Origin of the sequence: Streptomyces sp. NPDC127197, assembly GCF_042672405.1 — a bacterium.
Classification (GTDB): Bacteria; Actinomycetota; Actinomycetes; order Streptomycetales; family Streptomycetaceae; genus Streptomyces; species Streptomyces flavusporus.
In genome coordinates this window covers 20,662-36,807 of sequence record NZ_JBHXVG010000057.1, presented here as the reverse complement: position 1 = coordinate 36,807, position 16,146 = coordinate 20,662, and the positions used below count along the sequence as shown (strand labels likewise).

Here is a 16,146-nt window from a genome sequence, read left to right as displayed (position 1 = left end):
GAACTGCGGTGCTGGCGCACCGCAGAGTGAAAGGCTCCGCTGACGCTTCGCCAAATTCCCGCGCAAGCACGGGAATTGAATTCCGCAAGCGGAATTCTAAAAGCGTGTCAATTCGCGCAAGCGCGAATTGAAGGAATCCCGCAAGCGGGATTCCCGAGGCTGGCTACGAGGGGAGGTGTGCATCACGTGCGGGCCTGTGTAGCCGCTGGGAATACCAGCTACCACCCCAGCAACGAGACTGACGGACCATCCGGCCCGACAGGTGCCAGCCCCACCGCGGTGCCGGGCTCCGCTGCGCTCCACCCGAACCCTCTCCCCAACTACCGAAACCACCCGGACACGTTCACTGGTGCCCTGCCAGAATACAGGACAACCGGTAGCCGTAGGGCGAGGTTCGGCCATGTATCGCCCTGGCGACGAAAGTTGGCGCAAGGATGCTGCATCACAGTGATGCACTGTGTAGAGTTTGGGAACAGACAGCATATCTCCCGGGCCGCACCTGCCGTGCCACGATACCTTTCTGACTGCGTGCCACATTCCGCGAAAAGGAGAACAGGGGACATGGCCGTGAAACTGCGTGACCACCAGATCGAGGCCGTGAGTGCCATTGTGCGCGGCCTCGATATTCCGCCGAGCGGTGTTCCCGTGAACGGTCTGCGGGGGCAGGTCCATGCGGCGTGCGGGACGGGAAAGACCATCATTGCCGCCGCTGCCGCGAGGCGGATTGCTTCCAAGGGGCGTGTGCTGGTTTTCGTGCCGACGCTGGATCTGCTGACCCAGACGGTGAAGGCGTGGCGGGCGGTGGGGCATACAGGGCCGGCGGTTGCGGTGTGCTCGCTTCAGGATGATCCCGAGCTGTGGAGCTTGAAGGTCAGGTGCACGACGAATCCGATTCAGCTGGCACTGTGGCACGGCAGGGGGCCGGTGACCATCTATGCCACGTATGCCTCGCTGGGGGTGCTGGCGGAGGCCTTCGAGGGCGCCTACGGGCAGCAGTTGGCGCCGATGGACCTGGTGTGCGTCGATGAGGCGCACCGTACGAGCGGTTCCTTGGGGAAGGCATGGGCCGACGTCCACGACCAGGCGGTCATTCCGGCCGCGCGCCGGTTGTACCTGACGGCGACACCGCGGATCTGGCAGGAGCGGCCGCCGCACTGGGAGGTGGCCGAGGAGGTGCGGGAGGCTCTGCCGGAGGAGATGGCGGCGTCTATGGACGACGAGTCCATCTTCGGGCCGGTGCTCTACAAGCTGTCCCTGGCGTCGGCGGTCTCTCGCGGTCTGTTGGCCCGCTACCAGATCATCGTGCTGGAGCTCCAGGACCCGGTCGTCACGCCCGACCGGCTGATGGGCGAGGAGCGGCGCAGCGAGGAGGTGCGGGGGCAGCGGCTGGGGGCGCTGCAGGCGGCGTTGCTGCGGACGATGGCGGACTACGACCTCAGCACGTGCATCACCTTCCATCATCGGACGATGGAGGCGCAGGCGTACGCGGAGGGCCTTCAGCGCGTCGCCGCCAAACTGCACGCGGACCAACCCGAGAGGTATCCGGCGAAAATCTGGGCGGACTGGCTGTGCGGGGAGCATGTCCCGGAGCGCCGGCGCGAGGTCCTGGCCGGGTTCGGCTCCACCGCCCGCCGTGCGGTGCTCTCGAACTGCCGCGTCCTGGGTGAGGGTGTCGATATCAGGGCCGTGGACAGTGTCGCCCTGCTGGACCCGAAGGGGGCGCCGCACGACATCGTCCAGGCCATCGGGCGCGCTTTGCGGCAGAAGCCGGGGCAGGGGAAATTGGCGTCGTTGATCGTGCCGGTATTCCTCCAGCCTGGAGAGAAGCCGGAAGACATGTTCACCTCGGGGTCGTATCGGCCTTTGGTGAAAGTGCTTGAGGGCCTGCGTGCGCATGATGAAGAGGCCGTGGAATTGCTTGCCATTCCACAGGAGCCGCAGAAAGACGTGGCACAGCCGTCCGTCAGCATCGGCCCGGCGCCCGAGGAAGGTGAGGAAGAATCCCGCCTGCTGCTTCGTTTCGCCGCTCCCAGGGACCCGGTGATGGTCGCGGAGTGGGTCAGCTTCAACGTGATCGACACCGAGAAGCAGGACTGGGCACGCGGCTGGGCGAAGCTCAAGGGGTTCACTGAGCGTGAGGGGCATGCCCGAGTCCCCTACGGACACCGGGAGGGGGCGTTTCCGCTTGGGCAGTGGGTCGCTGAGCAGCGAAGGGCGTACGGGGCCGGGCAGATGACCGGCCAGCGCGCGAGGCGGCTGGAGAAGCTCGGCATGGTCTGGTCCGTGGCGGATGAGCGGTTCCAGGAGAACCTGGAGGCCGCGAAGGCGTACTACGAGGACCACTGGACGCTGTGCGCGCCGCGCTCGGCGACGGCGCTGGATAGGCCCGTGGGGCAGTGGCTGTCCAACCTTCGCCGCCCAGGTGCGCTGGACGGTCATCCGGAGTGGGAGACGGCGCTGCGCGAGGTCGATCCGGACTGGAACCCGGCGTGGCCGGCGGACTGGCAACGCCGCTACGCCGCGCTGCGGGAGCTGGTACGCGAGGAGGACCAGGCCGACGTCCTGCCCGGCGTCACCGTGCACGGGATGGACGTCGGCAAATGGCTCCAGCGGCAGAGGCAGCACGCCGTCTGGCACAGCCTGATGGACGGGCAGCGCGAACTCCTGGAGGCCATCGGCATCACGCCGCTGCCGCCGGAGCAGGAGGCGCCCGCTAAGGCCCCCAAGGCAGCCTCCAGCGCCTTCGAACGGGGCCTGGCGGCCCTGGCGCAGTACAAAGCCCGCACGGGCTCTGTGACGGTCCCCAGAGGCCACGTAGAGACCATCGTCATCGACGGCCAGGAACACACCGTGAAACTAGGGGTGTTCCTGTCGAACACCAAGACCAGGCGCGCCAAACTCACCGCCGACAAACTCCAGCAGCTCGCCGACCTCGGACTCCACTGGGCAGCCGACAGTCCGCGTCCAGAGAAGGGCGTGCGGAAGCGGTAGTCGGCGGATGATCGTGCGTGCCCGGGGCGAAACCGCCGCAGGGGACTTCAGTTGTCCCAGGAGGCGGTGAGCGAAAGGCGACGCGATGGACGCGGTCCTGAGGGTGACGCCCGTTCAGGGCGAGACGACGTGGTCTTTTCTGCACCGGGTGGCGGCCGCTTATGGGCTGCAGGCGCACGATCTGACCGGGTGGTGGCGGTGGGTGACCCCCGTGTTCCTTCGGCGCGGTCTGCGTCCGGACGGCGAGGTGCTCCTGAACGCGGTGGCTCAGGAGCAGCTGGCCAGCTGGTGTCGTGTACCGGGCGGGCGTCTGGCGCGGGCGCTGCCGACGTGGGCGTACGGTTCTGCGGCGCTGGCCGGCCACGGCGGGGACGGGCAGGCGTGGGCGAGGTGGCGGGTGGGGGCGACGCGGTGGGGGCCGGTGGCGTTCGGCTGTCGGCTGTGTGCGGCCCGACGCGGCGGGGCTGCGCAAGGGGTGTGGGTGTACCGGCCGCGCTGGCAACCGTTGTGCGCGCGGCACGGCCGATGGCTGCTGGATACCGGTGAGGGGCATGAATGGGAGTTCGTCGACGTCAGCGGCGTGATGCAGGAGCTGGTCCGGGCGCAGCGGCGGTGGGCGGGGGTGGCGCGGCGTGCGGAGGGGATCGGGGTGGGTCCCGGGGAGGTGTTTGTGCTGGCTCGTGCGGTGGTGTGCGGGTGGTGGGAACAGGAGGCTTTCGGGGAGCGTGAGGTGGTGTGGGGGGCGCGTCTTGAGCGTGTGGTGGCGGCCACCAGCCGGTTCTCGGGGGTGCCGAGGTGGGGTGAGCAGGCATGGCGGCTGCTTGCCCGGGATGCGGTGGTCTTTCCGGAGATTGTGGCGGTAGCCGACGCGCTGGCCGATCCGCGGGTGCAGGCGCTGGCCGTGGACGGCCGTGGAGCTGGTCTGGTGCGCGCGGCCGGCGGTCATGAGCAGGTGGCCGCCGCTGTAGGGGCGCGGCTGGAGCGGAGTTGGCTGGGCGAGGTCGAGCACTCGGCTCCCAGTGTGCTGGCGACGTGGACGCGGGCGCTGGCGCGTCAGCGGCAGCGCCCGTCGGCAGAATCGCCGCAGCGCCGGGGCGAGGGAGTGTGGGAGGTGCGGGTGGTGCACCGGCCGGTCGAAGTGGGAGAGGGGCTGCGGCGCATGGCTGCCGGCACGGGGGGCGGTGAGGCGGGCCGTGCTGCAACTGATGCGGGCGGGGCGTGGCAGAAGGAGCTGGCGGTGCCACGGGAAGCCGGGCGCAGCGCGGGTCTGCTGCGCCGCCGCCAGGAGTTGTTCGAGCAAGGGCTGGAACATGCTCGGGCCCATGCCGCACGCCACGGGCACCTGGCCCTCGCGCACACGGGCCGACGCGGGGAGCAGGGGTTCGACCTCGGCCGGTGGCTGGCCAATCTACGTGCCGCCGACAACCTCAGTACCGCACAGGTGCGGCAGCTGTCGGACCTGGACACCTGGTGGAACCCGCCCTGGCCACTCGACTGGCAGCGCGCCTGGCACCGTGCCCACGCCCATAGCCGTCTGCACGGCCCCGTCCACGGCGGCGACAACCTCGCCGGCCTGCCCGGGTGGCTGCAAGCATGGCTGCGCCGGCAGATCGGCGGCTACCATCGCCTGCATACCGGTCAGCGCCGGCTTCTGGCCCAACTCGGGCTGACAGCCGCCGAGGTGGAGCGCTACCGGGCCTGGTCCGGGCGACGCCGGCCGGCTGCCGCCGGCCTCGAGCGAGCTCGCTCCTACGCCGCCCGCCACGGGCACCTCGCCGTCTCCGAGCCGACCACCGCCGACGGGTTCGCCCTGGGCAAGTGGCTGAACATGCAACGCCACCAGCAGCGCGTCAGCGGCCACCCCACCCGTCTGGGCAGGCAGCTGACCGACGTGGACGCCTGGTGGAACCCGCCCTGGCCGGTCGCCTGGCAGCGCGCCTGGTGGGCCGCCCGCTATCACCTGACGGGACTCCCCCACGGGCGTGCGTGGTGGCCCAGCGCCCCGGACGCCGAGCACGCCGCCGTCTGGCTGCGCCAGCAGAACGCCAGGCGCCCGCTCCTCCAGGCCGGCCAGCGGGCGCTCCTGGACGACCTGGAGCAGCACGCCGCCGACCAGACCGCACCGCCCTGGACGGCCTGGGTCCGGGAGGTCTCCGACGACGCCTGGCGCACCCTCGCCCCGCTCATGCCTCACCAGGCCGCCGGAGGCCGCTGGCGCGACCACCGCGCGCTCGTGGAAGGCATCGCGCACATCGCCCGCACCGGACAAAGCTGGCGAGAGCTGCCCGCCCGGTTCGGGCCCTGGCAGACCTGCTACCGCCGCTACCGGCGCTGGCTGGCCGACGGCACCCTGCACCGCATCGCCACCACCACGCTGCCGCCCGCGGACCAGGGCTGGCAGACCGCCCTCGCCGACCGCCTCAGCAGCAGCGGCAGCGGCTGAAGCGCTGCCCCGTTTTTCACCGCCAGCGTCCTCAACGCCTGGCCCTTGCCCGCCAGCAGCAGGACCCGGCCCGCTCGCGCTCCGCAGGACAGTTCCCTTTCTGCGCGGGCGGGCTGGAGAACGCAGGCTGTGAGAGTGCGCCATCGCACGGAGGTGCGGTGCCGGGGCCGCGGGTACGACGAAGCCGGCGCCCGTTTTGATGGGCGCTGGCCTGGTGCGGGCAGATCACGCGCCAACGTGCGTCTGCCGGGGTGTCCTTGTCAGCGTCGGTTGCAGCCAGTAGCAGTTCAAGGACGTTCGCGGGCCGGGGACCGGCCTCGTCGTGTTCTGCGGCCCACCATCACTCATAGACAGGGACTGCGGCAAGCCGAGCATGGACAGCGGTGAACCATCCCGGCACGACGGGAGGCCGGCGCACGCGGCGGCGCCGCCCCGCTGATCAGGGACGGTACGGGTATCCGGACCCGGCGCGCGGTCGAGAACCGCTTCCTTGGACACCGCCGAACCAAAAAACCGGAAAAACTCACATATGAAGCAATCATGGGCAGTGATCCCTCTGCGAGGACGGCGCGGGCCTGAAATGATGGAGGCATGCCCGGCGCGAGCGGTGACGCCAATCACCCTTGTGCCAAAGGGACTTGCAGCCAGTAGCAGTTCAACCGCCCCCGGATTCGCAGTGTGTTAGCGCGCGGCGCCCCGCAGGCCTTCACCGCCGTCTCGTTCCCCGCTCTGGGCGTCGCCCTGCACATCACCGGGATGCCCCTGCAGGACATCTTCATCCTGCTCGGGGGATGCGGCGCCCTGGGCGCCGCGGCGGTTATCGCCGTGGGAGGAGGCCGGCGTCGCCTGGCCGGGCTGGCTGCCGCGGTGCTGCGCGCGGCAGCCGGGAAGTAGGCGGGGATGGGGCGCAGAGAAAGGCCCGTCGACCGCAGCCGGCCCGTACGCGGCCGGCTGGCCGAACACCTGCGCAGCTGGCGGGAGTCGGCCGGGGTGACGTACGAGACGCTGGGCCGCCGGACGGGGCTGTCCCCTGCCACGCTGAAGCGGGCGGCCTCCGGAGCTGTGGTGCCCAGGCGCGCCACGGTCGAGGCCTATGTCGAGGGCTGCGGCGGTGGACAGAACGAGGTGCGGGCCGCAGAGGAGCTGTGGCGCCAGGCGCGCATCGAGGAGCGCGGTCGGCTGGCGCAGCTGCGCGCGCCTCGGCCTGAACTCATCGGTGACGCGGGCGACTTGAGCAGGGCGCTGGAGGTGGTGTGGGAGCAGGCCGGGGCACCGAGCCTGCGCGAGATCCGGGAGCGCTCGGGCAACCCGCTCGCGCTGCCGGTCAGCAGCGCGGCCCGCATCGTCAACCGCGACACCATCCCCGCCGACGAACAGCAGCTGCAGGCCTTCCTGACCGGATGCGGCATCCCGCCCGAGCAGCACACGCCATGGCTGACCGCCTTCACCAAGATCACTCACTACTCCCCCACAGCCACAGCCACAGCCACAGCCGACGAACTGCCGGACGCCTCAAGCCCGCGGCAGCAGGCCATCTTCCGGCGGCTGCTGCGCGCGGATGCTGTGAGTGCTGCACGCCGTATGCAGGCGTCGGAGCAGGTGCTGACGGAACATCATGCCGCGACCAGCCCATGGAGGCGCTTCATCGACCTGCTGCCGACAGCGACCACCGAGCAGATCATCGCGAGCGGAGTGCAGGGTTACCTGGCATCGGAAGCAGCCCGCAACGGCACGACCGCACAAGGCATCAAGCCCTGGCAGCCAGACGTTTTCCTGGAGCACGACGGCAAGCACATGGTGCTCGAGCTGAAGAGCACGTCCAGCCCCAAGCCGGGGCCGCAAGCCGACGGAGCAGTGAAGGAACCGCGCAGGCCGTCAGGCAACGGCGGAAGCCCCGCCGCACGGGAACCCGGTCGCAGAGCCGGGCTGCCCGCTTCGTCGGCCGGATCTCGCGACCGCGCGCACCGGCAGCCAGAGAGTGCGGCTGTGCACCATTCGCAGTTCCAGGAAGTCCTGGTCCAGGACTGGAGCAAGGCGGTGTCGGGTCCTTGGGCCGCAACGTGCCCTGTGTGCCGGGAATCGGCTTCCGCCGGACACAGCGCCGCCTGAACAGGCCGAGGGGCCAGCCCCGCCATCGGTCCCGGCGGGGGCGGTGGGGGCTGGCGTCTACGCATCGTCACCAGGAGGCTGAGGCAGAAATGGTCAGCTTGCCACCAGACGGCGCGCCCCACCCCGCAGGGGTCTTCCGCGTCGCCCCCTTCCCGGGCGAGACGACGTCCTCGCTTATGGGCCGCGTCGCCGAGCGCTACGGGCTGCAGGCCAGGGATCTGCGGTCCTGCTGGCAGTGGCGCAACTACCCGCTGGCTGTGAACGCGAGAACGGGAGTCGTTTGTCAACGACTTTGGGAGTCACTTCGCACGCCATAGCGGGTGATCAATGTCGATACGCTTGGTGGGCTTGGCTGCGTGACCTCGTCGAGGTCTGCAGCCAGGCGAGGGACAACCTGCCGGAGCGTTCCGAGGCCTGCGGGGCTGGGTGGCTGCGGCGGCACTCTGCAGCGAGGACACGTACAGATCTCCTTCCTTACTTGTGGTCTGCCGTCTTCCACAGCGGATCGATGCGTCTTGGGTCTGAGGTGCTTCCGCTCGGCGACATCGATTTCGTGATTGCCCACGGAGCCGTGCGGCTGGGGCCTGATCGTTGGACTGCGGATGAGGCGGCATCGTCTGGAAGCCCCAGGAACATCGCACGGTGGGCCACCGCCGGAAATGAGGTTGCCTTGGCAACCCCCAATGCCGAGCACCAGCGCGGCGAGGGTTGCCTGAAAATCTTCTGGGTGACCGAGGCCTGTGAGGAAGTGGTGGATGAGAACGGCGCGGCATCGGACATCGTGAGCGTTGAAGAGACCGCGCATGTCGCTCCCCGGTAACGCTGGCACCACATTGGTGCCGCGCCAGGCAGCGCCATGCCTGACGGACGCACGCGAGCGTGCAACGGCCAGCCAGCGCAGGTGGCCCCAACTGGGCCTCTGTAGGCCTGCGCAGGAAGGTTGAGTGGGTGTTCGATACTCCAAACACGCCCAGTGGCGGTCGCCGCCGCGGGGGCGTCTTTCGTGTTGCTCCCCTCAGCGGGGAAACGACGTCGTCGCTGTTGTGCCGCCTTGCGGCCGGCTACGGGCTTCAGACGAAGGCATTGCGCTCGTGCTGGCAGTGGCGCAATTACCCGCCCGCGCATGAGGGCGGCGGCGCGCGGGCCGATGCCGAAGTCTTGCTGAACACGGCCGGACAGGAGGTTCTGACAGAGCTGTGCGGTGTCGGACAGGACGTCCTGGCGCGGGCGTTGCCGTCATGGGGACGGGAGGACGCCAAGCTGCCCACCGGGCAGGACGGGGCGCCGGCGGCAGCGTGGCGGATCGGCGGCGCGGTCGCCGGGCCGGTGGCGTTCGGCTGCCGCCTGTGCGCAGCCCGGCGAACCGGTACGGCCGTGCGGGTGGTGCGCTACACGCCACCCTGGTCCCGGGTGTGTGTCCGCCACGGGCGGTGGCAGCTGGACGCAGACGCCAACCAGCCCCTCGAGTATCTGGACGTGCGGCACCTGCCGGAGGTGACCGCTGCGCAGCGGCGGTGGGCCGGTGTGGCGCGGCGGGCGGTGCGGGCCGGGGCCGAGCCGGAGCGGGTGTTCGCTCTGGCGCAGGCGGTGGTGGCCCGGTGGTGGGAAAAGGCCCTGCATTGGGAGCGGGAGACGATCTGGCCGCGGCGTCTGCACCAGGTCGCGGGCGGCGATGCCGGGGATGATCTGGAGCGGTGGCGGATCGTGGGGCGGGACGCGGTCGTCTTCCCCGAGGTGGTGGCCGTCGCCGACGCGCTGCTGGACCCGGCCATGGCCCAACTGGTGTGGAGGGATAGCGGTGCCGGGCGGCCGCGGGCGCTGCCCGCCGACGGGATGTTCTGCCGCCGGCTCGGTGAGCGGGTCGGCAGGCAGTGGCTGGGGCCGCTGGCCGCAACCGACTACGGCGGCCCGCTGACCTCCTGGATGGGCGCCGTCATCCGCCTCCGCCGCGGCGCCGGAGGGCCCCCCGGATACGACAACGACCCCTGGTGGCTGCGCCAGGAACACCAGAGCGCGACCATGGCCGGACAGCTGCGGGTGCTGGGCAAGGAGAAGAAGGCGCCCGGCTCGGGGAGGATGTGGCGCGCGGCGGTGCCCGCCGAACAGCGCACGCTGATCACCCGGACGATCGAGAGCGCCGAGGAACAGCTGCTCCAGCTGCGCGGGGTGCAGACCGGGCCGACCGCCGACGTCGCCCGGCAGCTTCTGCGCACCCTCCGCCACAGCGCCGGCCTGATCGAGAACGCCTGGAAGCGGACCGCCCTGGCAGCTGCAAACGCCGGGGTGCCCCTGGAAGAGGTCGCCCAGTGGGCGGGGATGTCCGCCGACGCCCTGAGGAAGGTGCTGACGGCCGGCCAAGCCGACGACGCTGGCTGAAGGACCGGCCGAACATGCCGGGCGCCCCGCCGGAAGCGTCAAGCGTTAGCGCATGCCCTCCCCCTTCGGGGCCCAAATCCCCAAAACCACCGTAGCTGCCAGCAGATACGGCTTGGCTGAAGCAGATGATCAACACGGGTGCAGCACGGCCCGGAAGCCGGGCGAAGCGAGTGAAGGCCGATCAAGGCGCACGGTTCGAGGCGGTCTTCCTCGACCCCGTCGGGCAGACGGTGCAGCAGCGGTGGGAGGACGCGGCCCTGGCGGTGGCCTTCGAGGACCTGCCGCCCGTGTCCGCGTTCCCCGCGGTGCCGGGGCGGCGGTGGGGACCGGGCCTGTGGTGGTCGGCCACGACCGGACGGCATGTGGCCGCCGGATCGAACGCGATGCGCACCCAGCTGATGGCCCTGGACCGCGACCCGGACGTGACCGGTCTGGCCGGGCGGCCGGTACGTCTGCTGTGGCGCAACCCCCGCGGCCAGGTCCGCTCCTGGGTGCCCCAGCTCTTCGCCCGCTACACCGACGGCACCGCCCTGCTCGCCGATTGCCCAAGCCACCCCGACGCCGGCGGCGAACGCGCCCTGGGCGCCGCTGAGGCGGTGGCGGAGGCATGTGCGCATCTCGGCTGGACCTACCAGCGCCTCACCCCGCTGGATGACGCCCTGACCGCCAACCTGAAATGGCTGGCTGGCTACCGCCACCCCCGCAACGCCGGCCGCGTGGGCCTGATGGCCGCTGTGCTGGAGGCGTTCGCGCGGCCCCGGCCGCTGGCCGAGGGTGCTGAAGCAGTCGGTGACCCGATCGCGGTCCTGCCCGCCGTCTTCCACGCCCTGTGGCACGGACAGCTGACGACACCGCTGCACGAACGCGTCCTCGTCGGCCCGCACGGCTGGAGCGGCCCTGGCACGACGGGAAGTGCTGGATGAGTGCGCGGCGCAATGCCCGGCCGGCGGTAAAGGTCGGAACGCAGGTCCGCTTTCGCGGCGTGAAGTGGCAGGTGGTCGCCCTGGCCGGGCAGGACATCCACCTCGTCGGCCCGGACGGCGGCGGTGAGGCCGTACTCGCCGGGCACCTGTTCGCCGACCCCGGCTTCGCCGTCGTCGGGGCCGACGTGCCCCAGGCCGCCCCGCAGTGGGGGCTGTTCGAGACCGCCCCCGCCGCGGCGCGCGAGAAGGCACTGGCCTGGCAGCGGCACGTCAGGGAAGTCGAATGCGGGCTGCCCGGCGGGCCCGGCAGCGACGGGGCGGTGCGCGAGCAGTACGACCCCGCACGGCACACGCTGGCCGAGCGGGAGCAGGCCAAGGCCGAGGAACTGACCGCGCTCGGCTTCGGACGGGTGTCGCGCACCACGGTGCAGCGCATGCGGCTCGCCTACCTCAAGCAAGGCCTGTGGGGACTTCTCGACCACCGCACCACCCGCGCCTCCACCCCCACCGGGCGGGCCGACGAGCGGGTCGTCGCCGCCGTCTGCGAGGCACTGCGCCGCCGGCGCGGCCGCTCCAAGGGCACCATCAACGGCCTGTTCCCGCTGATCAACCAGATCCTTGAGGACCGGCACGGCCCTGGCACTGTGCCCGCGCCGTCCCCGGCCACGCTGTACCGGCTCGTCACCACGCTAGCCCGCCCCGGCGAACTGCCCAGTGGCCCCGTCCGGCGGACCCCCGCCAGCTTCGACGGGCGGGCCTTCATCCCCACCACGGCGCTGCGGCCCGGCGAGCAGGTCCAGGTCGACACCACCCGCCTGGACGTCCTCGCCCTCTTCGACGACGGCCGCCTCGCCAGGCCCGAGCTCACCATCGCCGTCGACGTCGCCACTCGCGCCATCCTCGCCGCCGTGCTGTGCCCCAGCGCGACCAAAGCCGTCGACGCGGCCCTGCTGCTCGCGGAGATGGCCGTCCCGCACCCCGCCCGCCCGACCTGGCCGAACATCCTGCGCATGGACCACGCTCCCGTGCTGCCCCACCAGCAGCTTGCCACGCTGGACGAACGCCTGGCCGGTGCGGCGGCCCGGCCGGTCGTCCTGCCCGAGACGATCGTCGTCGGCCGGGGCAAGGTCTTCGTCTCCCGGGCGTTCACCGCCGCCTGCGAGACCCTCGGCATCAGCGTCCAACCCGCCCCACCGTTCGCTCCCACCGCCAAAGGCATCGTCGAGCGCGCCTTCGGCACCATCAACGCGCTGTTCTGCCAGCACCTGCCCGGCTACACCGGATCCGACGTCACCCGCCGCGGCCCCGATGCCGAACAAGAAGCCTGCTACAGCGTCGGCCAGCTGCAGGACCTGCTTGATGAGTGGCTGGTGCACTACCACCACCGCCCCCACGAAGGCCTGCGCCACCCGATGATGCCCCGCAAGGCCCTCACCCCGAACCAGATGTGGGCAGCGCTGGTCGCCGTCGCCGGCTACGTCCCCGTCCCTCTCACCCGAAGCGATTACCTCGAGCTGCTGCCCGTGCGCTGGCAGGCCATCACCGCCTCCGGCATCCGCATCCACCACCGCACCTACGACCACGACCTGCTCGCCCCCTACCACGGCCAGCCCTCCCCGGTCGCCGGCCGAGGCGGCAAATGGGAGATCCACTACAACCCCCACGATGTCCGCCAGATCTGGGTGCGTCTGCCCGACGGCGAGCTGACCGAAATTCCGTGGACCCACCGCGACCACGTCCACCAGCCGTTCAACGACCGCACCTGGCAGCACATCAGAACACTCGCCCTGCACGGCAACCACGGCGACGCCGACCGTCACGAAGCCGACCTCGCCGACGCCCTCGACCAGCTCATGCGCCGCGTCCACAGCGGCCACGCCACCAAAGCCGAACAGGCCCTCCTGGCCCGCACCACCGCAGCCCCGCTCCCCACAGCCCGCCGCCCAGAACACGACGCCGGCCAGAGCGCCGACAGCCCCACGCAGTGGGACGAGGAAGACAGCATCGACGACCTCGACGACCTCCCCGACGACGACACCCGGCCCGCCGCGGCCACCGGATTCGGGCTCTACGACGCATACGAGGAAGCCGACAAGTGGTGAACACCCGCCCACACCCCACGGCGCAGAACCTGAGCAGCACACCAGCCGACACCACCACCAGCGCGGGCTGCGGCGGTACGGCCGAGCCGTCCTGGCCCCTGACCACCTGGCAGGGCTGGCACCAATTCGCCACCACCGACCCCATCACCCCACCCCAGCCCGGCCAGGCGCCCCGCAGCCCGGACGAACGCCTCGCCTACCACTCCGCGTTCGTCACCATCCGCACCCCCGCCATCAGCCAACTCGCCACCCAGGTCCGCACCCTGATGATCCTCGGCCGCCACCAACAAGCCACCGCCCGGCCCTCCCTGATCGTCACCGGACCCGCCGCCGCCGGGAAAACCACCGCCCTCCTCCACGTCGGCCGCGCCTGCCACCTCGCCCACACCCGCAAGAACCCACCCCCGCCCGGATCAGCACACGCCGCCGTGCCCGTCGCGTACGTCCTCGTCCCGCCCGGCGCCACCGCGAAAACCCTCATCACCGAATTCGCCCGCTACCTCGGCATCCCCACCACCACCCGCATGACCCAGACCCAGATCACCGACGCCGTCTGCCACACCTACACCGCCGCTGGTGTCCAACTCGTCCTCATCGACGAAATCCACCGCCTCAACCCCCGCACCACCACCAGCGCCCAAACCGCCGACCTACTCAAAGACCTCACCGAACGCCTGCCCGCGACCTTCGTCTACGCAGGCATCAACGTCACCGACACACCCCTCTTCACCGGCGTGAGAGGTGCCCAACTCGCCGGACGCGCCACCCTCGTCGACTGCGGCCCCCTCCCCGCCCGCCACGGCACCCGCCGCCCCTTCACCGACGTCATCACCGACACCGAAAACAACCTCGACCTCACCCACCACAAACCCGGCACCCTCCCCCGCCACGCCCCCTACCTCCACCAGCGCACCGCCGGCCGCACCGGAAGCCTCACCCGCCTCATCCGCCAAGCCGCCATCACCGCCATCACCGACGGCACCGACGGCACCGAACGCATCACCAAAAACTCACTCGAGGCCATCCGGCTCGACCACCTCACCGAAATCCACCACCACCCCACACAAGGCCGCTAACACCACCCGCCGAACAGGCAGAACAGCCCTTACCAGCACAAATGCGCACCAGGCCTCTCGGCGCTGACGCAACCTGCAACGAGCCCGGCCCCACCCAGCACAGAAGACACAACCCCACCTCACACACCCCCACCACCCCACCCGCCCCCTCCCCCCTCCTCTCAACCAATCAGCAACACACCAGGCCAGCCACCACCCCGCACACCAACAAGCCCCCCTCCAAGCGTCACGATCACCCGCATCCAACAGATCAACCGGGCGCTGGACTGCTCACTGGAGACGGAGACCACGCAGCTCATCAACGAGCTCCTCAACGGCTCGGGCACGGCGGTACGCAATGGGTCCGCGATTCCGTGAGCACTGTCGGCGGATCATGAGCACCGATTGAGCAAATCCAGGTGATCATGAGCATTGGCGACAGTCAGTAACGTGCAGTCCTCTTGCGGTCGGAGCTGAGCGCGGTCCCTTCGAGCCGCCTGTACGTTGAGTGATGGTCAGCGACTTCGTGGCGCACCTGATAGCTGCCTCTCCGGCACACCCGTTCGGTCCGCGCGCGCGGACGGCAGAAGCACCCGTGCTGGTTCCATGCTGACTCAGTCCCGTCAGTCGCCAAGAAACCGCAGGTCATAGCCGGACGTACCAGACCGGCGGGCCAGCCGGCTTGTGCCCGGATCGCAGGTGGTCGCACGCCGTGCAAAGCTGAAGTGTGGCTCCCCGTACCACCGAGGGGCTGCCGACGCCGAGCCGATTCTCCCGCCGGGAACGGTCGGTGATCGGCGCCGCGGCACTTTCCATGTTCATCGTGCAGATGGACTGGTTCGCCCTCAACCTGATGATTCCCGTCATCGGACGTGACTTCGGCACACCTGCGACGGATCTGCAGTGGCTGGTCAGCGGCTACATGCTCGCACTGGGCGCGCTGATGATCGTCGGGGGCCGGGCGGCAGACGTACGGGGGCGGCGCCGCGTCATCGTGATCGGGCTGGTGGGCTTCGCCGTCGTGTCGTCGGTGTGTGCCGCCGCGCCGAACGCGACCGTGCTGATCTCCGCCCGGGTGGTGCAGGGCACCGCGGCAGCGCTGATCTTCCCGGTGGCCGTGGCGGTGGTGGCGGCGCACTTCCCCGATGCCCGCCAGGGCCGGGCGGTGAGCACCGTGCTCGCGTTCAGCGCGATCGGTACCGCCCTCGGGCCGTTCGTCGGCGGGGCCTTCGCCGAACACGTCAGCTGGCGGGCGGTGTTCCTGCTCAACGTCCCGCTGTGCGCGGTGGCGGCGCTGTTGATGCGCCTCGTCCCGGAGACCCGGGACACCAGCGCCTCCCGCAGCCTGGACATCCCGGGTGTGGTGACGGTCGCAGCAGGGCTGACCTGCATCATGCTGGGTGTCGACCAGGGACGTGGGTGGGGATGGGGCTCGGCGCCGACCCTCGTCCTGTTGTCGGCGGGTGCGGCGCTGCTCGTGCTGTTCGTGGCCGTGGAGCGGCGGGTGCGGGAGCCTTTGATCGATCTTCCGCTCTTCCGTAATGCACCGTTCGACGTCGTGACCGCGGCGGGCTCCCTCTCGAACGTCGTCTACGCCCTGATCGCTGTCCTGGTCGCGCTGTACCTCCAGCAGGCGCGAGGGTTGTCCCCGCTCGAGGCAGGCGCGGTCTTCCTGGCCCTCTCCGGGGGAGCCGGCCTTGCCAGTTACTGGTCCGGTCCTCTGGCCCAGCGATGGCGGCCGGAAGCGCTGATGGCGGGGGGCATGCTCACCAGCGGGGCCGCCCTGCTCGCGCTGACCTGGGTGCAGCCGCTGGGCTGGTACACAGCGGTGTTCGCCGTCTGCGGAATCGGGGTCGGCCTCGGATGGGCGCTGACCAACGTGGCCACGCAGTCGTACGTCCCCGAAGGGCGCCGCGGGGCCGCATCGGGCCTGGTCCTCACCTCACTCGTGCTGCTCGGCGCCATGGCCGTGGCCGTCGCCGCCTCCGTGCTGGAGATCGTCAGCGGCTCCGCCGCCGCGGCGGCCGCCGACGGCCCCGCGATCGAAACCGTGCTGCGCGGCACGGCAGGACTGGCCTTCCTCGGAGCGGCCGGCCTGCTGATGCTCCTGAAGTGGCAGCACGGCCGGCCGCCGCCCACCCCCTGAA

The 16,146-nt window shown here is 70.6% G+C and carries 10 protein-coding genes; all 10 read left to right on the top strand.

The features are described 5' to 3' along the window. The first annotated feature begins 561 nt into the window (after positions 1 to 561). The 10 genes from ACFVJQ_RS41745 (at position 562) to ACFVJQ_RS41700 (ending at position 16,145) form a co-directional block, all read left to right on the top strand. Entirely contained in the window at positions 562 to 2,991 is a 2,430-nt protein-coding gene (locus ACFVJQ_RS41745; RefSeq protein WP_385790958.1) for a Helicase associated domain protein, read from the top strand. A gap of 85 nt (positions 2,992 to 3,076) precedes the next feature. After that, positions 3,077 to 5,434: a transposase gene (locus ACFVJQ_RS41740; protein WP_385790957.1), complete on the top strand. Its 2,358-nt coding sequence runs from the start codon at positions 3,077 to 3,079 to the stop codon at positions 5,432 to 5,434. 678 nt (positions 5,435 to 6,112) lie between these two features. Continuing rightward, a complete protein-coding gene (locus ACFVJQ_RS41735; protein WP_385517567.1) occupies positions 6,113 to 6,328 on the top strand; it encodes a hypothetical protein in 216 nt (71 codons plus the stop codon). A 6-nt stretch (positions 6,329 to 6,334) separates the two neighbouring features. Further along, on the top strand, positions 6,335 to 7,543 hold the full coding sequence (locus ACFVJQ_RS41730) for a helix-turn-helix domain-containing protein (protein ID WP_385790956.1): 1,209 nt from the start codon (positions 6,335 to 6,337) through the stop codon (positions 7,541 to 7,543). Between the two features lie 670 nt (positions 7,544 to 8,213). Next, a complete protein-coding gene (locus ACFVJQ_RS41725; RefSeq protein WP_385790955.1) occupies positions 8,214 to 8,363 on the top strand; it encodes a hypothetical protein in 150 nt (49 codons plus the stop codon). 128 nt (positions 8,364 to 8,491) lie between these two features. Then, positions 8,492 to 9,919: a DNA-binding protein gene (locus tag ACFVJQ_RS41720; protein ID WP_385790954.1), complete on the top strand. Its 1,428-nt coding sequence runs from the start codon at positions 8,492 to 8,494 to the stop codon at positions 9,917 to 9,919. Positions 9,920 to 10,089: 170 nt separating this feature from the next. Continuing rightward, the gene (locus tag ACFVJQ_RS41715) at positions 10,090 to 10,842 is read left to right on the top strand and encodes a TnsA-like heteromeric transposase endonuclease subunit (protein WP_385790953.1); all 753 of its coding nucleotides are present in this window, start codon (positions 10,090 to 10,092) and stop codon (positions 10,840 to 10,842) included. After that, positions 10,839 to 12,944 (top strand): Mu transposase C-terminal domain-containing protein, encoded by a 2,106-nt coding sequence (locus ACFVJQ_RS41710; protein ID WP_385790952.1) that lies wholly within the window; start codon positions 10,839 to 10,841, stop codon positions 12,942 to 12,944. Before ACFVJQ_RS41715 ends, ACFVJQ_RS41710 begins: the two co-directional genes overlap by 4 nt. Before the next feature lie 98 nt (positions 12,945 to 13,042). Further along, positions 13,043 to 14,020: a TniB family NTP-binding protein gene (locus tag ACFVJQ_RS41705; protein ID WP_385790960.1), complete on the top strand. Its 978-nt coding sequence runs from the start codon at positions 13,043 to 13,045 to the stop codon at positions 14,018 to 14,020. A 706-nt stretch (positions 14,021 to 14,726) separates the two neighbouring features. Next, the gene (locus ACFVJQ_RS41700) at positions 14,727 to 16,145 is read left to right on the top strand and encodes an MFS transporter (RefSeq protein WP_385790951.1); all 1,419 of its coding nucleotides are present in this window, start codon (positions 14,727 to 14,729) and stop codon (positions 16,143 to 16,145) included. Position 16,146 lies beyond the last annotated feature (1 nt).